The following is a 15,955-nucleotide window of genomic DNA, read 5'->3' as shown; positions in this document are numbered from 1 at the left end:
CCCCGGACCGCGTCGGTGTCGTGCCCGCGCGGCACGCGGCGCACCGACGAGTAAGGCAAGACAGTTCTTTCTGCGTCCCCGAAACTCCTCCATGACCGACTACTTCGAGGTCCACGCGCGGGACGCCGCCGCCCGCATCGGCGAGTTGCGTCTCGCCGACCCCGTGGAGACGCCGGCGCTCGCCGACGACGTCGTCGAGGACGCGGGGAGCCTCTGGAACGCCGAGCGCGAGCTGCCCGAGGGGAGCGAGGAGCACGTGACCGTCCTCCCCCACCGGGGTTTCCCGAGCGGCACCGCCGAGGAGGTCCAGGAGTCGTTCGCCGTCGACCACCCCGACGTCGACTACCCGAGCGGCGTCGTCGTCTCGCCCGAGACGGCGGAGACCCACGGCGCGGACGTCTACGTCGTCTCGGGCGCGCCCGGGTTCGTCGGCCACGGGAGCGCGTTCCGCGACGCCGTCGTCGACGTCCGGGAGGCGATTCCCGACGACACCGCGCTCTACCTCTCGGGCGTCGCGACGCCGTCGAACGTCGCGACGCTCGTCTACGCGGGCGTCGACCTCGTGGACGCCGACCGCGCCGTCGTGCGCGGGACGCAGGGCCGCTACCTCACCACCGAGGGCGCACACGACCTCGACGACCTTGAGGAACTCCCGTGTGCGTGCCCGGCGTGCCAGCGCCCGCTCGCGGAGTTCGGGCGCGAGGCCTGCGCGGAGCACAACGTGAACGCCCTCGAAGCCGAACTCGCGCGCGTCCGCGGCCGAATCAAGCAGGGCCGCCTCCGGGACTACATCGAGGGCCAAGCCCGCCACGAGGCGTGGACGACCGCCGCGTTCCGCGAGTTCGACCAGCAGTGGCGCTACGTCGAGGAGCGCACGCCCGTCGAGCGCGACAGCCTCCTCCTCGCCGCGAGCGAGGACACCCTGCGGCGCGTCGAGATACAGCGCTTCGCCGAGCGCGTCACCGCCCGATATACGCCGCGCCTCGACGACTACCCCCTCCTGCTGGTGCCGTGTTCGGCGCGCAAGCCCTACTCGGACTCGCAGAGCCACCGGCAGTTCCAGGACGCCGCGAGCTATCGCGGGCACGTCGTCTCGATGACCTCGCCCATCGGCGTCGTCCCCACCGAACTCGAACTGACGTACCCCGCCCAGCACTACGACTCGGTGGTGACGGGCCGGTGGACGGAGAACGAACTCGACTTCGTCGCGCAGGTGCTCGAGCGCTACCTCGACCGGACGGACTACCCGCGCATCGTCGCGCACGTCCCCGACGAGGGCTACGAGGAGATCGTGCGGCGCGCGACCGCCGACCGCGACATCCCCGTCGAGTACACGGTCGTCGACCACCCGACGACGGACGAGTCGCTCGGCGAACTGAACGCCGCCCTCGAGGGCGAGGACCAGATCTGGGTGCAGGAGCGCGAGGCCGCCACCCTCCGAGCTGTCGCGGACTACCAGTTCGGCGACGGCGCCGGGGACGAGCTCTTCCCCGAGGACGACTTCACCCTTCAGGGGCGCTACCCCAAGCTGCAGGCGCTCGACGGCGACGGCGAGCAGCTCGCGGCGCTCGTCCCGCAGTACGGCACGCTCTCCCTCTCGCTCGCCGGCGCGCGGGCGTGGGTCGAGAGCGCCGTCCCGACGAAGCGCGTGGAAATCGACGCGTTCGTCCCGCGCGGGAACGTCCTCGCGCCGGGCGTCGTGGACGCCGACGACTCGATCCGCCCCGGCGACGAGGTCGTCGTCGAGGGGCCCGAGGCGTTCGCGGTCGGGCGCGCCGCCGTCCACGGCTCCGCGATGGCGGACGCGACCCGTGGCGTGGCCGTCGACGTCCGACACAGCGTCGAGAAGTGACGCACCCGCTCCCCCCGGACGCCGTCGAAACCGCCGCCGTGGAGCACGACCTCACAGTTGAGCGCCTCGACGCCCTCCTCGCCCGCGTCGCGGACTACTTCCGTGGGAAGGAGCGCGCGCTCGAACGCCAGTACGAGGCCGTCGTCGACGCCGACGACGGGCGGGTCCTGCTCGCCGACGCGGCGTTCTGGACGCGCACTGGGGACGCGCTCGGCTACGACGAGGCGGAGACGGCCGCCGTCCGCGCGGGCCACGAGGCGACGCTCCGACTCGCCGGCCGGCACGAGGAGCGCGACGCCGAGTTCGCGAGCGCGCTCGAGATACGGACCGCCGTCGTGCTCGGGCGCTGAGCGCGCCCGGCGAGCGAACCGGCATCGCTTAAGTGCGCGCGCCGAGCGAGTAGGGACGAACGATGGCGGGCGCACTCCTCCTCGAAGCCGGCGTGATGTTCGCGGCAATCGCCGCCGTGAGCTTCCTCGCGGCGCGTCTCGACCTCTCCCCGATCCCGTTCTACATCCTCGTCGGCATGGCGATCAACGAGTTCGTGCTCGGGCGCTACGGCCTCCCCTACGTCACCGAGACCGCGTTCGTCGAGGTCGGCGCCGAACTCGGCATCGTCTTCCTCCTCTTCTTCCTCGGCCTCGAGTTCAACCTCGAGCGCCTGCTCGCCGACCGCCGCCGCATCGGCGCCTCCGGCCTCATCGACCTCGGTGTGAACTTCACCGTCGGCTTCGCTCTTGGTTATATTCTCTTCGGCGGCGCCGTCGCCGCCGTCGTCTTCGCCGGCATCGTCTACATCTCCTCGAGCGCCGTCATCACGAAGACGATGCTCGACGTCGGCTGGATCGCGAACCCGGAGAGCGGCCCGCTCCTCGGGACGCTCGTCTTCGAGGACCTCGTCATCGCCATCTACCTCGCGGTCGTCGGCGCCGCCGTCCTCGGCGGCGGCTCCATCGGCGCCGCCGCCCAGTCCGTCGGCGTCGCGCTCGGCTTCCTCCTCGCGCTCGCGCTCTTCGTCTACGTCGGGACGCGCGCGCTCGAACGCCTCCTCTCCACGACCTCCGCCGAGTACTTCGTCCTTCGCGCCGTCGGGACGACGGTCCTCGTCGCGGGCGCCGCGCTCGCCATCGGCGTCAGCGAGGCCGTCGCCGCCTTCTTCGTCGGGATGGCGTTCAGCTCCACGTCGTTCGTCCACGACCTCGAGGAGTCGCTCGCGCCCCTCCGAGACACCTTCGCCGCCGTCTTCTTCTTCTGGATCGGCCTCGTCACCGATCCGTTCTCCTTCCTCGGCGTCCTCGACCTCCTCGCCATCGCGGTCGTCGTCACGCTCCCCGCGAAGGTCATCAGCGGCTTCTACGGCGGGCGCGTCTACGGCCTCGGCGAGCGCCGCTCGCTCCGCGTCGGCCTCGCGATGGTGACGCGCGGGGAGTTCTCGCTCATCATCGCCGCGACCGCGCTCGCCGGCGCGGGCGCCGCCCTCCCCGCCGAGACCGCACAGACCCTCTACGCGTTCACCGTCGGCTACGTCCTCGTGATGAGCATCCTCGGTACCGTCCTCATCCAGACGTCCGGCGTCTTCGAGCGCTACCTCCCCGCCGCCGGCGGCTGAACGCCCGGCAGTATCCTTTTCTCCGGGCCCCCCGAAGGGGGCGCCATGAGCATCTTCGAGACCGACATCCCCGGCGTCGGCCGGCGCTTCGAGATGGAGCTCACCGGGGGCACGCGGCTCGTCACCGTCGTCCACCACGACGGCCGCTGCGAGCTCTTCCGCCGCGACGGCGAGGACGCCGACGGCGAGAAGATCCTCGACCTCAGCGGCGACCAGGCGAACAAACTCGGCTCCATCCTCGAGGGCGCCTACTTCGAGTCCGTCGACGTCGACGAGCTCACCGTCCCGCTCGGCGACGCCATCCTCGAGTGGGTCGAGGTCACGCCCGACTCCCCGCTCGCCGACGAGGCGCTCACCGACACCGACATCCGAGCGGAGACCGGCGTCTCCGTCATCGCCGTGCAGCGCGACGACGAGACCATCCCGAACCCCGGCCCCGACTTCGTCATCCGACCCGGCGACCTCCTCGTCACCGTCGGGACGCGCGAGGAGCACGCGGCGTTCGCCGACCACGTCGAGCCCTGAGCCCGCCCGCGCCGCCTTCGGTGGGTGTTTATCTCCGCGCCGTCCACCGGTTCGTATGGACCGCCACGCCCTCGGACGCGGCGTCCGCGACGCCGCCCCGCTCCTCCTCGGTATCGTGCCGTTCGGCCTCGTCGCCGGCGTCGCGTCCGTCGAAGCCGGCCTGACGCTCGCGCAGGCGCTCGGCCTCTCCGTCTTCGTCTTCGCGGGCGCCTCCCAGCTCGCCGCGCTCTCGCTCGTCGAACAGGGGAGCGCGTTCGCCGCCATCGTCGCCACCGCCGTCGCCGTCAACCTCCGCATGGGGATGTACTCGGCGTCCATCGCGCCCTACTTCGAGAAGTACGCGACGCGCTGGCGCGCGCTCCTCGCCTACCTCCTCACCGACCAGGCGTTCGCGCTCTCGCTCGCCGCCTACCGCGACTCCGACGTCGACCACCGCTGGTACTACTTCGGCGTCGCCGTCACGCTCTGGGTCGTCTGGCAGCTCACCACCGCGCTCGGCGTCCTCCTCGGCACCGGCGTCCCCGCCTCGTGGGGGCTCGGCTTCACCGTCCCGCTCGTCTTCCTCGCGCTCCTCGTGCCCGCAATCGAGGGCGTCCCGCACGCCGCCGCGGCCGCCGTCGCCGCCGCCGTCGCCACCCTCGGTGCCGGCTGGCCGTTCAACGTCGGCCTGCTCGCCGGCGCGGGCGCCGGAATCGTCGTCGGCCTCGTCGTGGAGGCGAGTCGCCGATGACGTCCTACGACGCGCTCACGGTCTGGGCGCTCATCCTCGCCATCGGGATTCCGACCTTCCTCATCCGCTACTCGTTCATCGGCCTCGTCGGGCGCCTCGGCGACGTCCCCGACTGGACGGAGCGCGTCCTCGCGTTCGTCCCGGCGGCCGTGCTCGCCGCGCTCGTCGTCCCCGACGTCGTGACGATACAGTCGACGCTCCTCGGGACGCTCGGACAGGACCGCGTGCTCGCGGGCGCCGTCGCCGCCGCCGTCGCGTGGCGCACCGAGGACGTCCTCGCCACCATCGCGAGCGGCATGCTCGCGCTCTGGACGGTCCGGTTCGTCCTCCCGATGGTGCTCTGAGGGATGCGGCGCTTCCTCGTGCCCCTCGGCGTCGCGCTCGCCGTCGCCGTCGCCTCCCTTCTCCCCGGCGCGGGCGCGCCGACCGCCGGCGGCCTCCCGTGGGACAAACTCGCCCACGCGCTCGGCGGCGCGGCGCTCGTCCTCGCGAGCGCGTGGGCGCTCCGGCGACGCGACGGCCGCGCCCTCTTCGCGTGCGCCCTCCTCGCCGTCCTCGTCGGCGCCGGCATCGAACTCGCGCAGGCGTTCGTCCCCGGCCGCCACCCGTCGCTCCTCGATTTGACCGCCGACGCCGTCGGCGCCGCGCTCGGCGCTCTCCTCGCCCGCCTCTTCACGCGCGCCAGTCCGGGTCCTTGACGGCGCGCTCGCTCTCCGGGCCGCCGACCGCCGCGAGACGCGCTTCGACGGCCTCGAAGAACGCGTTCGCACACCGCGCGGCCGCCGCCTCCACGGGGCGACGGCCGTGCGCCGCGAGCACGCCCGAGACGTCCGCGCGTGCACTCAGCGTGACGCGACAGCCGTCCTCGGCGTCCGCGACGGTGAGCGACACCGCCGCCGCGACGGCGGCCTCGTCCGCGTGCGCCTCGCTCTCCACCGCGAGCCGCGGATAGTCGCGCTCCGTGACGGCGACCGTCCCGTCGAGCGCCGCCTCGGCGTCGCGGACGCGCGCCGCCAGCGTCGCGTCGTAGCGCTCGCCTTCGGCGACGCACCGCGCCTCGCGGGTCGCGGGGTCGGCGGCGAGCAGCCGCGAGAGCGAGCAACGCGGGCGCGTCTTCTGGGCGGACGAGAGCGACGCACACCCCGGGAGGGCGTCGCCGACCGTCCCGGGGTCGGAGAGCGCGACCCAGACGTCCCTCGGCGGGGCGTCGAAGGCGTGCTCGACGGTGACCGTGGCCGTGACCGACGCCGGCATACGCGGACGCAGTCGCGCGTGCCGGGTACGCGTTGTGGCCGCACACCGGGGACCGCGGAGGTTTTACGCGCTCGCGGGCTTCGTTCGGGTAATGAGTCAACCGTCCCCGGAAGTCTACGAGCAGGGGCGCGGGATGGACGCGCACAATCAGGTGATGCGCGAACTCCGCGCCGAGAAAGGGACCAAGAACTACGACCCGCACGAGCCGACGCGCGTCTGGCTCGACGAGGACAACACGCCCGACGGCGTCTATCAGAGCCTGACGATCATCCTGAACACGGGCGGCTGTCGCTGGGCGCGCGCCGGCGGCTGCACGATGTGCGGCTACGTCGCCGAGTCCGTCGAGGGCGGGAGCGTCGGCCACGACGCCCTCATGGACCAGATTCAGGCCTGCCTCGACCACGAGGCCGAGGAGGCCGAGGACGAATCCGGGCTCGTGAAGATCTACACCTCCGGGAGCTTCCTCGACGAGCGCGAGGTGCCCGCCGAAACTCGAAAAGCCATCGCCGACGTGTTCGCCGACCGCGAGCGCATCGTCGTCGAGAGCCTCCCGGACTTCGTGGAGGCCGAGCGCGTCTCCGACTTCACGGACGTCGGCCTCGAGACCGACGTCGCCGTCGGCCTCGAAACCGCCACCGACCGCGTCCGCCACGACTGCGTGAACAAGTACTTCGACTTCGCGGACTTCGAGGACGCGGCCCGTGAGGCGCGCTCCGTCGGCGCCGGCGTCAAGGCCTACCTCCTGATGAAGCCGCCCTTCCTCTCCGAGTCCGAGGCCGTCGCGGACATGAAGCGCTCCATCGAGCGGTGCGCGGCCGTCGAGGGCTGTCACACCGTCTCGATGAACCCGACGAACGTCCAGCGCTACACGATGGTCGACCAGCTTCACTTCCGCGGGGGATACCGCCCGCCGTGGCTCTGGTCGGTCGCCGAGGTGCTCGAGGAGACCGCCGACGAGGACGTCATCGTCGTCTCCGACCCCGTGGGCAACGGCTCCGACCGGGGCCCGCACAACTGCGGGGAGTGCGACGACCTCGTCTACGAGGCCATCAAGGACTTCGACCTCCGGCAGGACCCGAGCGTCTTCGAGGAGGTCTCCTGCGGGTGCGAGCTCACGCACGAGGCCGTCCTCGAACGCGAGACGGCCTACAACCTCCCGCTGGCGGAATAACCCGTTCCGAGCGGCGGCGAAGAACCGCCATCTTACCGAACGGCGACCAGAGGACCGACCCGCGAGGAACTGGTCGGCTCGGCCATCGCTCCGTTCGTCTCGACCCCCCCGGTCACTGGTGGCCGGTCGCGCTCAGTCGCTGACGCGCACGACACCGGGGTCGCGGCCGTGACCGGCGTAGTAGAGCGCGCTCCCACGAACCGAGGGCGCACTCATGAGCGCGGGTCGGACGTCAAGCCCGAGCGACCACGTCGTCTCGCCGCTCGCGGCGTCGAGTGCGTACAGCGTCTCGTCCCCCAGCGCGAACCGCGTATCGGCGGCGACGACCGGCGGACGCGGCCCGAGGTCGGCGTCGAGTTCTCTCGCCCACTTCGTGGCTCCGTCGGTCACGTCGAACGCCGCGAGCGCGCCGTCCGGTGACTGGACGTGGAGCGTGTCGCCGCTCACGGCGGCGTACGGACTCCCGTTCTCCGGCAGCGGGACGGACGCGCGCCACTCTGTCGCCCCGTCGTCGAGTGCGAGCGCGTACACGTCGCCGCGATGGGCCGCGTAGTACAGGTGGTTCTCGCCGACCACGAGCGGGACGGTGCTCTCCGGGAGGCCGTGCCGTCGCCAGCGCTCCTCGCCCGACATCGGGTCGAGGGCGGCGACGCCGGTCGTCTCCTCGCTCGTCCCCACGGTCGTGTACGCGACGCCGTCGCGGGCGACGACCGCCGCACCAGACCCCCCTGCGTCGTAGTGCCAGCGCTTCTCGCCGGTCGCGGGGTCGCGACCGTAGACGGTCTCTCCGTCGTCCGTGAGGAGGGTGTCGGCGGCGAGAACGGGCGCGTTCGACACCGCTCCGTAGCCGCCTTGGTCGGTTCGCCAGCAGAGCTCGCCGTTCCGACCGTCGTACGCCGCCACGAACTCCGCCGTCGAGACGAAGACCGCGTCTCCGGCGACCGTCGGCGTCGACTTCCCGTACGGATAGCGAACCGACCACGACTCCGTCGAGGAGTCGAGCCCGAAGCCGCGATACGCGCCAGCCTCACCGTCCCCGTCGCTGTACCCCACGACACCGCGGCCACCGGCGAGCGTTACCGAGGTGCCGGTCGCGATGGCGACGGCCGCGACGCTGGAAGCGGCCGGGTCGCCGGACGGCCCGCCGTCGGCCGTCCCGCCGGTGTTCGCGAAGTCGTGTTGGTAGGTCGGCCACGCTCCGGTGACGTCGCCGACGGGGGCGTCCCGTTCGTGAACCCGGTCGGCTCCCGCGACGACGCGACCGATACACCCCGTGAGGGAGGCGAGCGCCGTCGTTCCCGTCGCTGCGAGCAGTCCGCGGCGCGTCTGTGCGTTGGAGGGCATCGCAGTAGTGTCGCGACCGAACCAGTAAATAATTTGTCTCTATTCCGGGACGGGCGACGGCCGTTCGGGAGCCCGTCGTGCTCGCGCAATCGCCGGGGGCGGTTACGCGAACGCGGTCGCAACGCAGTTGCTCCTTGCTCGCGTAACTGTCTCCGACAGTTACGCGAACGCCTCCAACACGCCCTGCCCGTCCGTTCCGCCGAGGAGCGGGAGCGCGGCGCGCTCCGGGTGGGGCATCATGACGGCGACCGTCTCGTCCGCGCCGAGGAGGCCCGCGACGTTGTGCTTCGAGCCGTTCGGGTTCGCGTCGTCAGTGACGTTCCCGTCGGCGTCGCAGTAGCGGAAGAGGACCCGGTCCTCGTCCTCGACGGCCGCCAGTTCGGCGTCGGGAATCTCGAAGCGCCCCTCGCCGTGCGCGATGGGGAACTCGACGACGTCGCCCTCCTCGTAGGCGGCCGTCCACGGCGTGTCGGCGCGCTCGACGCGGAGGTGGACGTGCTCGCACTGGAAGCGCGCCGAGCGGTTCGTCGTGAACGCGCCCGGCGTCAGGCCGGCCTCGCAGCCGATCTGCGCGCCGTTGCAGATGCCGAGGACGGGCGTGCCCGACTCGGCGGCGTCGCGCACGTCGTCCAGAATCGGCGAGCGCGCCGCCATCGCGCCCGCGCGGAGGTAGTCGCCGTAGGAGAACCCGCCCGGGAAGACGACGCCCTCCGTGTCGGCGGGGAGGCCGTCCTCGTGCCAGACGATTTCGGCGTCGACGCCGACCGCTTCGAGCGCGCGCACGGCGTCGCGGTCGCAGTTCGACCCGCCGAAGCGAATCACGGCGATCATTCGCGCGCGGCGACCTCCACGTCGTAGTCGTGGATGGTCGGGTTCGCGAGCAGGCGCTCGGCCATCTCCTCGGCCCGCTCTGCGGCGGCGTCCGCGTCCGCGGCGTCGAGGTCGAGCTCGAAGCGGTCCATCGAGCGCAGTTCGTCGAGCTCGAAGCCGAGGCGCTCGAGGGCGTGCTTCGTCGTCTCGGCCTCGGGGTCGAGGACGCCGCGCTTGAGTCGGACGGTCACCGTCGCGGTGTAGGCGCTCATCGCGTGAGGGTGCGTGTCCGTGGTCAAAAAGCCTTCTGAAACGACGGGGTGTTACACGTTCGTGCGACATCGCCCGGGAGCGGTCCGAAGACGCGGGCCTTTTCACTACGCGCCACCTTCGGAACGCTGTATGTCCGCGTTCGACAGTCAGCGGAGGTGGTCGCGATGACGAGCGAATTCGCCGAGATTACCGTCGTCGGAGGAGACAAGACGGGAATCGTCGCGAACGTCACCTCCGCGCTGTTCGAGCGCGGGATCAACATCGAGGACATCGACCAGGCCGTCCGCGAGGGCACCTTCCGGATGACGCTCCACGCGGACATCTCCGAGATGGTCTGCACGCGCGAGACCCTCCGCGAGAGCCTCGACGACATCGCCGCCGACCTCGGCGTCGACGTCACCGTCCGCTTCCCGAGCGAGGAGGTCGCACGCGGCCTCGCGCTCCTCGTCACGAAGGAGTCTCACCCCCTCGAGTACATCCTCGAGCGCCGCGACGAACTCGACGCCGAAATCCGCGTCATCGTCGGCAACCACTCGAAACTCGAGGGCATCGCCGACGCCCACGACGTCCCCTTCTACGACATCGGCACCGAGTCCGGCAAGCCCGACGAGGAGCGCCTCCTCGAACTCCTCGAGGAGTACGAGGTGGACTGCATCGGCCTCGCGCGCTACATGCGCATCCTCTCACCGGACGTCGTCTTCCGCTACGAGGGCCGCATCATCAACGTCCACCCGAGCCTCCTCCCCGCCTTCCCCGGCGCGGAACCCTACCGGCAGGCGCTCGACGCCGGCGTCCGTATCGCGGGCGTCACCGGCCACTACGTCACTACCGACCTCGACCAGGGCCCGATCATCGCCCAGCGCGCCTTCGACGTCCCCCCGGATGCCGACCGCGCCGACCTGAAGGCGCGCGGCCAGCCCGTCGAGGCCGAAGTGCTCTTCGAGAGCCTGCGCCTCCACCTCAACGACGACATCGCCGTTCATAGAGGGAAGGTCGAGTTCCGTGGCGACCCCGAGCAGTACCAGCTCGGGCTCACGCCCGAGGCGCGCGACGCGAACCCGAACGCGCCCGTCGACGACGCCCTCGACGTCGAGGACGCCGACCCCGTCGAGCCGAACACCGACGACTAGCGGCCTTCTCACTCCCGCTCCCTTCGACCCAGTTCGTCTCCAGCGACCGCTTTTTCACGCGGAGCGGCGCGCCGCTTCGCGCGTTCCTCACGGGACGAACGTCAGTTCGGCGCGCCGGACGTCCGCGTCGAAGTACGCCGCGACGAGGTCGTCGGCGTCCACGGGGACGATCCGTCGCGGTATCGTCGCGGAGAGCGATGGCACGTCGAAGGGGTACGGGTCGAGGCGGAGCGTCGCCGGCCCGACGGGTGAGACGTCGATACCGGTGGTGTCGTCGTCGCCCGTCGGTACGGGCCCGACCGTCGCCGCCTCGTAGCGCGCGCTGTCGCAGACGTAGAGCGAGAGCGAGTCGAGCGCCTGCAGGAGGAGGTAGTTCCGCCAGAGCGGGCTCCGGATCGCGCCCGCGGGCGCGGCGCCCTCGGCGTGGACGGCGTCGAGGACGTCGCGCTCGCGCTCGCCGACGTCGTACGCGTCGCCGTCCGCGAGGGCGTCGAGGAGGTCGTCCTGCCGGGCCTCCTGTGCGGCGACGAACGACGCGTAGGGCGCGCGGTCGCTCAGGTCGAGGATTTCGGTGCGGACGCCGTAGCCGCCGCGCCGGAGGCCGGCGGCGTGCATCGACGTGAGGAGGCCGGCGTAGGGGTCGATGTCGGCGACGACGTCCACGCCGCGGGCGTAGAAGTCGACCCAGTCGTCGCCGTCCGCCTCGACGAACCCCACCGGCTCGCCGTCGTCGTCGAGGCGCGGGCGCGTGTCGTAGTCGCTCCACCCCTGGTCGTGGTGCTCGGCGGCGACGACGAGCGGGTGGCGCGGCTCCGGCGCGGCGACGGCGTCGCTCCCCCAGTGGCGCGCGAAGCGCCCGGAGAGCGCGGCGTGCGCGGGCTGGGTGACGAATCGGTAGCGGCCTGCGGCCTCCGTGACGATCATACACCGGGTAGGCGCCCGAGCACCAAGAAGGAGGGCGGAGACGCGACTAGAGGTCGCGAACGGCGTCCACGGCGGCCTCGACGTCCGGCGCGTCGAACCAGTCGCTGCCCGTGTAGGCGTTCGTCCCGGCGCGATAGAGGTCGGCGACGGCGTCGATGACGGTCTCGGGAAGCGGGTCGGGGGAGGCCTCGCAGAGGTCGCGCCAGTCGGCGACGCCGCGCTCGTCGGCCTCGGCCTTCGCGGCGCTCACGGCGTCGACCCACGCGGGGTCGTAGGACTTGTAGTACTGCCGGACGACCTCCTTCGAGACCTGCTGGTCGCCGTAGGCGAAGCGGTTCTCGTCGAAGGTGCCGACGACGTCCGCGACCCGAATCGTGCCGTCGACGTACGCGCACTCGATCTTGCCGTCCTGGTGGTCGAAGCCGCCCTCGCTGGCCTGCTCGGTGACGACGTGGTTCACGGCGAGCGCGAGTTCCTCGAGGGCATCCACGTCGGCGTCGCCCGCGATGCGGTCGGCCTCCGCGCGCGAGAGGTAGCGGTCCTGCTCCTCGTACTTCGTGGAGAACTCGACGACCGGCTCCGGGAGCGTGACGGGTTCGTCCGGCCACTCCTCGGCGTCGAGGCCGAAGTCGGCGGGTGCGCCGCGCGAGCGCAGACTCGACCCGACGGGGACGGTGTTCCGGAAGACGATTTCGAGGGGGATGATGTAGTTCGTGCCCGCCCCACCGTGGTAGGCGTCGTAGTCGTACGCGCCACCCTCGAAGGGGAGGTCGGGGACCTCCACGAGGTCGATGACCATCTCCGTCGGCGGCGCGCTCGCCTCGCCGAGTTCGACGACCTCGCCGGTTTCGGGGTCGACGACGCCCTCGTAGTGCGTCGGGACGTGGTTGACGTCGAGGAGCTCGAAGTTGTACGCGCCCATCGTGCAGAGCGCGGCGCCCTTCTGCGGAATCTCGTCGGGCATCTTCCCCCAGTCGAAGACGCTGTAGTCGTCGGTGAACGCGAACCGACCGCGGCCGGGTGCGTCGGCTGTCGGGGCGTCCTCGACCACGAGGTCCTTCACGCTCGTCATACCCGCCTCTCGGACAGCCGGGGACTAAGGGGTTTCCATCGACGTGCCTATCATTCGACTCCTCTCCATAGAGTTATACACGAACGTGGTTCTTTCGTCCCACCTGCATTTATGCCGTCCCGGCGGCGAGAAACGGGTATGTCGTCACACCCGACCCTACAGGAACTCACCGACTGCGGTGTCGTCGCGGTCATGCGCGGCCTCGACCCGGAGACGCTCGTCGAGACCGGGGACGCCCTCCGCGAGGGCGGCGTCACCACCATCGAGGTCACCGCCGACTCGCCGGGCGCCATCGAGGGCATCCGCGAGCTCGCCGACCACTTCGAGGGCACCGAAGTCCACGTCGGCGCCGGCACCGTCATCGACGAGGAGACCGCGAACGCCGCGCTCCGCGCGGGCGCGCAATTCGTCGTCTCCCCGTCGCTCCACGAGGAGGTCATCGAGACGTGCAGTCGCTACGGCGTCGTCTGCGCGCCCGGCGTCATGACGCCCACGGAGGCCGTCACCGCCTACGAGGCGGGCGCGGACGTCGTGAAGGTCTTCCCCGCGAAGACGGTCGGCCCCTCGCACGTCGGCGCCATCAAGGGCCCGCTCGGCCAGATTCCCATCATCCCCACCGGCGGCGTCGGCCCGTCGAACGCACAGGAGTACGTCGAGGCGGGCGCCGTCGCCGTCGGCGCGGGCGGCTCGCTCATCGACGAGGACGCCATCGAGCGCGGCGACTTCGAGGTCATCACCGAGAACGCGGCGGAACTCGTCGCCGCCGTGGAGGCAGGACGCGACGCGTAAGCGTCGCGAAGACGCGAGCGGGTCGCGGGGCCGAGTGACGCACGTCGCGCTCGACTGCCCAACTCTCCCGACGCTACCCGCCTGCTTTTGGGTGTCCGCGCGCAACTGCGAGTATGTCTTGGATCGACGACCGGGCGAGTTCGCTCGAGGCCGACGAGTTCGGCTTCGAGGTGCTGCCCGAGACCGACCAATCCTTCGAGAACGCGCTCGCGAAGGCCCGCGACGGCGAGCGGCTCAGCGTCGACGACGGCATCGAACTCATGACCACGGGGACGGACTCCGTGGGCATCGACCCGCGACGCAAGGAACTCGTCCTCGAGGCCGCTGACCGCCGGCGCGCGGAGGTGGTCGGCGACGAGGTGACGTTCGTCGCGAACGTCAACAACAACGTCACCACCGCGTGCAACGTCGGCTGTCTCTTCTGCAACTTCAAGGACACCGCCCACCAGTTCGAGGAAGAGTATCAGGAGGAGCACGGGGGCTTCACGAAGACGCCGGCGGAATCCCGCGACATCGTGGGCGACGCCGTCGAGCGCGGCGTCTACGAGGTCACGTCGGTGTCCGGCCTCCACCCCGGCATGACGCTCGACGAGGAGCACCGCGAACTCCTCGACCCCGACGACCCCGAACTCAACTTCAAACCCCCCGAGGTCTACGAGACGCCGCCCGCGACCTACCGCGAGCAGATCGCGGCGATGGCGGAGACGGGCGCGCACGTCCACTCGATGACGCCCGAGGAGGTCCATCACGCCCAGCGCGGCGCGGACTGGGACTACGAGTACGTCTACCGCGAGCTCGCGGACGTCGGGCTGAAGACGGTGCCCGGGACGGCGGCCGAAATCCTCGTCGACGAGGTGCGCGACGTCATCTGCCCGGGGAAGATCACCACCGACGAGTGGGTGGCGTCGATGGAGGCCGCCGCCGACGTCGGCCTCCCGATGACCGCGACCATCATGTACGGGCACGTCGAGAACGAGGCCCACCGCGTCCAGCACCTGAAGGTGATTCGCGACCTGCAGGACCGCACGGACAACATCACGGAGTTCGTCCCGCTGTCGTTCATCCACCAGAACACGCCGCTCCACGAGCACGGCGTCGTGGACTCGGGCGCCTCGAAGGCCGAGGACGAACTCATGGTCGCCGTCGCCCGGCTCTTCCTCGACAACGTCGAGCACATTCAGTCCTCGTGGGTGAAGTACGGCGACGAGCACGGGATGAAGCTCCTGAACTGCGGCGCGGACGACTTCATGGGCACCATCCTCTCAGAGGAGATCACGAAGCGCGCGGGCGGCGAGTACGGCGAGTTCCGCTCCTTCCGGGACTACGCGGAGATGATCACGGCCATCGGCCGCACGCCCGTCGAGCGCTCGACCGACTACACGGAGCGCCGCCGCGTCGACCCGGACGCGGACGTCATCGGCCCGCGCCTCGGCCCGGAGGCCGACGGCACGCCGCTCCTCGACTAGGGACGCCCGCATGATGGTCACGACGCACGCGGCGATGGGCGCGGCGCTGAGCGCGCTCCTCATCCCGGTCTCGCCCGAACTCGCCGGCGTCGCGGCGCTCGCGGCCTTCTGCGGCGGCGTCTTCCCCGACCTCGACCTCCTCGTCGGCGAGCACCGCCGCACCCTCCACTACCCCGACTACTACACGCTCCTCGCGCTCGCCCTCGCGGGCGTCGCCATCCTCAGACCCGCCGTCGCCACGGTCGCCGTCGCGGCGTTCGTGGCGTCGGCCGCCCTCCACTCCGTCGCGGACGCGTTCGGCGGCGGCCTCGCGCCGCGCCCGTGGGTTCGCGACGACCACCGCGGCGTCTACTGCCGCCTGCGCGGGCGCTGGGTCCACCCGCGCCACTGGGTGCGCTGGGACGGCGCACCCGAGGACCTCGCGCTCGGCGGCGCGCTCGCGCTCGTCTGCGTCGCCGCGTTCGACGGCCCCGTCCGGTGGCTCGTCGTCCTCACGCTCCCGGTCTCCGCGACGTACACCGCCGTCCGCAAGCGCCTCCCCGAGTGGGCGCCGTGGCTCCTCGAGTGACGCAGTCGCGTGCGGTAGTTACCCCTCCTCGGGCGTCCACTCGCCGCCGACGCGGTCGTAGCCCATCATCGACGGCCCGTCGTGCTCGGTGAACACCACCTTCAGGTTCGGCGTCGGCACGCCGTACGCCTCGTGGACGTGCTCCATCACGGCGAGCGCGAAGTCGCGCTTCGTCTCGTCGTCGCGGCCGCGCCGGACCTCGGCGTCCGCGAAGAGCAGGTCGCCCTCGACGCCGCGCCCGATGGAGAGCGCCGACTCGTCGTGCTCGCGGACGGTGACGGCGACGTGACTCGTCCCCGTGCGCATCCGCTCGGCGTACGTCTCGCGGACGAACGCGGCGAAGGCCTCCGTCTCCGTGGCGTCGAGCGATAGCGTCGTGTCGAACTGGAGGAGCGGCATGGCTGACCGTCCGCGTCGTCGGCACAAAAAACCGCGCGG

The 15,955-nt window shown here is 71.3% G+C and carries 19 protein-coding genes; 12 read left to right on the top strand and 7 right to left on the bottom strand.

Translation table 11 applies throughout. From position 1 onward, the window contains the following. The first annotated feature begins 91 nt into the window (after positions 1 to 91). The 7 genes from arcS to EFA46_RS02195 all read left to right on the top strand — a co-directional run bounded on the left by arcS (position 92) and on the right by EFA46_RS02195 (position 5,414). Positions 92 to 1,852: an archaeosine synthase subunit alpha gene (gene arcS / locus EFA46_RS02225; protein ID WP_123075167.1), complete on the top strand. Its 1,761-nt coding sequence runs from the start codon at positions 92 to 94 to the stop codon at positions 1,850 to 1,852. After that, entirely contained in the window at positions 1,849 to 2,202 is a 354-nt protein-coding gene (locus EFA46_RS02220; protein ID WP_123075169.1) for a hypothetical protein, read from the top strand. The genes arcS and EFA46_RS02220 overlap by 4 nt, the downstream gene beginning before the upstream one ends. Positions 2,203 to 2,264: 62 nt before the next feature. Further along, positions 2,265 to 3,461: a cation:proton antiporter gene (locus EFA46_RS02215; protein WP_123075171.1), complete on the top strand. Its 1,197-nt coding sequence runs from the start codon at positions 2,265 to 2,267 to the stop codon at positions 3,459 to 3,461. A gap of 45 nt (positions 3,462 to 3,506) precedes the next feature. Continuing rightward, positions 3,507 to 3,986, top strand: a complete 480-nt coding sequence (locus EFA46_RS02210; protein WP_123075173.1) for a cation:proton antiporter regulatory subunit — start codon at positions 3,507 to 3,509, stop codon at positions 3,984 to 3,986. 55 nt (positions 3,987 to 4,041) lie between these two features. Then, positions 4,042 to 4,716 (top strand): AzlC family ABC transporter permease, encoded by a 675-nt coding sequence (locus EFA46_RS02205; RefSeq protein ID WP_123075175.1) that lies wholly within the window; start codon positions 4,042 to 4,044, stop codon positions 4,714 to 4,716. After that, positions 4,713 to 5,060, top strand: a complete 348-nt coding sequence (locus EFA46_RS02200) for an AzlD domain-containing protein (protein ID WP_123075177.1) — start codon at positions 4,713 to 4,715, stop codon at positions 5,058 to 5,060. The genes EFA46_RS02205 and EFA46_RS02200 overlap by 4 nt, the downstream gene beginning before the upstream one ends. Before the next feature lie 3 nt (positions 5,061 to 5,063). Next, positions 5,064 to 5,414 carry a VanZ family protein gene (locus tag EFA46_RS02195; protein WP_123075179.1) on the top strand — a complete coding sequence of 117 codons (351 nt, stop codon included), beginning with the start codon at positions 5,064 to 5,066 and terminating at the stop codon, positions 5,412 to 5,414. On the opposite strand, the gene EFA46_RS02190 is transcribed toward EFA46_RS02195, so the two are convergent. Further along, positions 5,389 to 5,970: an SRPBCC domain-containing protein gene (locus EFA46_RS02190; RefSeq protein WP_123075181.1), complete on the bottom strand. Its 582-nt coding sequence runs from the start codon at positions 5,968 to 5,970 to the stop codon at positions 5,389 to 5,391. The two genes, EFA46_RS02195 and EFA46_RS02190, sit on opposite strands and share 26 nt — an antisense overlap. Before the next feature lie 91 nt (positions 5,971 to 6,061). Between EFA46_RS02190 and EFA46_RS02185 the strand changes: the two genes are divergently transcribed. Further along, the gene (locus EFA46_RS02185; RefSeq protein ID WP_123075183.1) at positions 6,062 to 7,141 is read left to right on the top strand and encodes an archaeosine biosynthesis radical SAM protein RaSEA; all 1,080 of its coding nucleotides are present in this window, start codon (positions 6,062 to 6,064) and stop codon (positions 7,139 to 7,141) included. A gap of 132 nt (positions 7,142 to 7,273) precedes the next feature. Here the strand turns inward: EFA46_RS02185 and EFA46_RS02180 are convergent, their stop codons facing one another. The 3 genes from EFA46_RS02180 to purS all read right to left on the bottom strand — a co-directional run bounded on the left by EFA46_RS02180 (position 7,274) and on the right by purS (position 9,567). Further along, positions 7,274 to 8,485 (bottom strand): PQQ-binding-like beta-propeller repeat protein, encoded by a 1,212-nt coding sequence (locus EFA46_RS02180; RefSeq protein ID WP_123075185.1) that lies wholly within the window; start codon positions 8,483 to 8,485, stop codon positions 7,274 to 7,276. Between the two features lie 159 nt (positions 8,486 to 8,644). Then, entirely contained in the window at positions 8,645 to 9,316 is a 672-nt protein-coding gene (gene purQ, locus EFA46_RS02175; RefSeq protein WP_123075187.1) for a phosphoribosylformylglycinamidine synthase I, read from the bottom strand. After that, positions 9,313 to 9,567: a phosphoribosylformylglycinamidine synthase subunit PurS gene (gene purS / locus EFA46_RS02170; RefSeq protein ID WP_123075189.1), complete on the bottom strand. Its 255-nt coding sequence runs from the start codon at positions 9,565 to 9,567 to the stop codon at positions 9,313 to 9,315. The genes purQ and purS overlap by 4 nt, the downstream gene beginning before the upstream one ends. A gap of 165 nt (positions 9,568 to 9,732) precedes the next feature. Between purS and EFA46_RS02165 the strand changes: the two genes are divergently transcribed. Continuing rightward, positions 9,733 to 10,698 carry a formyltetrahydrofolate deformylase gene (locus tag EFA46_RS02165; RefSeq protein WP_123077315.1) on the top strand — a complete coding sequence of 322 codons (966 nt, stop codon included), beginning with the start codon at positions 9,733 to 9,735 and terminating at the stop codon, positions 10,696 to 10,698. Positions 10,699 to 10,785: 87 nt separating this feature from the next. On the opposite strand, the gene EFA46_RS02160 is transcribed toward EFA46_RS02165, so the two are convergent. Then, positions 10,786 to 11,622 (bottom strand): DUF3891 family protein, encoded by an 837-nt coding sequence (locus tag EFA46_RS02160; RefSeq protein ID WP_123075191.1) that lies wholly within the window; start codon positions 11,620 to 11,622, stop codon positions 10,786 to 10,788. 46 nt (positions 11,623 to 11,668) lie between these two features. Continuing rightward, positions 11,669 to 12,694 carry a phosphoribosylaminoimidazolesuccinocarboxamide synthase gene (locus EFA46_RS02155; RefSeq protein ID WP_123075193.1) on the bottom strand — a complete coding sequence of 342 codons (1,026 nt, stop codon included), beginning with the start codon at positions 12,692 to 12,694 and terminating at the stop codon, positions 11,669 to 11,671. Positions 12,695 to 12,832: 138 nt separating this feature from the next. Between EFA46_RS02155 and EFA46_RS02150 the strand changes: the two genes are divergently transcribed. The 3 genes from EFA46_RS02150 (at position 12,833) to EFA46_RS02140 (ending at position 15,517) form a co-directional block, all read left to right on the top strand. Next, positions 12,833 to 13,483, top strand: a complete 651-nt coding sequence (locus tag EFA46_RS02150) for a bifunctional 4-hydroxy-2-oxoglutarate aldolase/2-dehydro-3-deoxy-phosphogluconate aldolase (RefSeq protein WP_123075195.1) — start codon at positions 12,833 to 12,835, stop codon at positions 13,481 to 13,483. A 113-nt stretch (positions 13,484 to 13,596) separates the two neighbouring features. Then, entirely contained in the window at positions 13,597 to 14,949 is a 1,353-nt protein-coding gene (cofH, locus tag EFA46_RS02145) for a 7,8-didemethyl-8-hydroxy-5-deazariboflavin synthase subunit CofH (protein WP_176969827.1), read from the top strand. A 13-nt stretch (positions 14,950 to 14,962) separates the two neighbouring features. After that, entirely contained in the window at positions 14,963 to 15,517 is a 555-nt protein-coding gene (locus EFA46_RS02140) for a metal-dependent hydrolase (protein WP_255494079.1), read from the top strand. A gap of 18 nt (positions 15,518 to 15,535) precedes the next feature. Here the strand turns inward: EFA46_RS02140 and EFA46_RS02135 are convergent, their stop codons facing one another. Next, a complete protein-coding gene (locus tag EFA46_RS02135) occupies positions 15,536 to 15,916 on the bottom strand; it encodes a tautomerase (RefSeq protein WP_123075199.1) in 381 nt (126 codons plus the stop codon). Positions 15,917 to 15,955: the final 39 nt, after the last annotated feature.

The sequence above is a fragment of the Halarchaeum sp. CBA1220 genome, from assembly GCF_003721175.2.
Taxonomy (GTDB): Archaea; Halobacteriota; Halobacteria; order Halobacteriales; family Halobacteriaceae; genus Halarchaeum; species Halarchaeum grantii.
Note: the sequence above shows the minus strand (reverse complement) of the source record. Positions and strands in the feature narration are given on the sequence as shown.

Bases quoted from the DNA above. Each gene is read 5' to 3' on its own strand.
- arcS (WP_123075167.1), top strand. From the start codon at position 92: ATGACCGACTACTTCGAGGTCCACGCGCGGGACGCCGCCGCCCGCATC.
- EFA46_RS02215 (WP_123075171.1), top strand. From the start codon at position 2,265: ATGGCGGGCGCACTCCTCCTCGAAGCCGGCGTGATGTTCGCGGCAATC.
- EFA46_RS02210 (WP_123075173.1), top strand. From the start codon at position 3,507: ATGAGCATCTTCGAGACCGACATCCCCGGCGTCGGCCGGCGCTTCGAG.
- EFA46_RS02205 (WP_123075175.1), top strand. From the start codon at position 4,042: ATGGACCGCCACGCCCTCGGACGCGGCGTCCGCGACGCCGCCCCGCTC.
- EFA46_RS02200 (WP_123075177.1), top strand. From the start codon at position 4,713: ATGACGTCCTACGACGCGCTCACGGTCTGGGCGCTCATCCTCGCCATC.
- EFA46_RS02195 (WP_123075179.1), top strand. From the start codon at position 5,064: ATGCGGCGCTTCCTCGTGCCCCTCGGCGTCGCGCTCGCCGTCGCCGTC.
- EFA46_RS02190 (WP_123075181.1), bottom strand. From the start codon at position 5,970: ATGCCGGCGTCGGTCACGGCCACGGTCACCGTCGAGCACGCCTTCGAC.
- EFA46_RS02185 (WP_123075183.1), top strand. From the start codon at position 6,062: ATGAGTCAACCGTCCCCGGAAGTCTACGAGCAGGGGCGCGGGATGGAC.
- EFA46_RS02180 (WP_123075185.1), bottom strand. From the start codon at position 8,485: ATGCCCTCCAACGCACAGACGCGCCGCGGACTGCTCGCAGCGACGGGA.
- purQ (WP_123075187.1), bottom strand. From the start codon at position 9,316: ATGATCGCCGTGATTCGCTTCGGCGGGTCGAACTGCGACCGCGACGCC.
- purS (WP_123075189.1), bottom strand. From the start codon at position 9,567: ATGAGCGCCTACACCGCGACGGTGACCGTCCGACTCAAGCGCGGCGTC.
- EFA46_RS02165 (WP_123077315.1), top strand. From the start codon at position 9,733: ATGACGAGCGAATTCGCCGAGATTACCGTCGTCGGAGGAGACAAGACG.
- EFA46_RS02160 (WP_123075191.1), bottom strand. From the start codon at position 11,622: ATGATCGTCACGGAGGCCGCAGGCCGCTACCGATTCGTCACCCAGCCC.
- EFA46_RS02155 (WP_123075193.1), bottom strand. From the start codon at position 12,694: ATGACGAGCGTGAAGGACCTCGTGGTCGAGGACGCCCCGACAGCCGAC.
- EFA46_RS02150 (WP_123075195.1), top strand. From the start codon at position 12,833: ATGTCGTCACACCCGACCCTACAGGAACTCACCGACTGCGGTGTCGTC.
- cofH (WP_176969827.1), top strand. From the start codon at position 13,597: ATGTCTTGGATCGACGACCGGGCGAGTTCGCTCGAGGCCGACGAGTTC.
- EFA46_RS02140 (WP_255494079.1), top strand. From the start codon at position 14,963: ATGGTCACGACGCACGCGGCGATGGGCGCGGCGCTGAGCGCGCTCCTC.
- EFA46_RS02135 (WP_123075199.1), bottom strand. From the start codon at position 15,916: ATGCCGCTCCTCCAGTTCGACACGACGCTATCGCTCGACGCCACGGAG.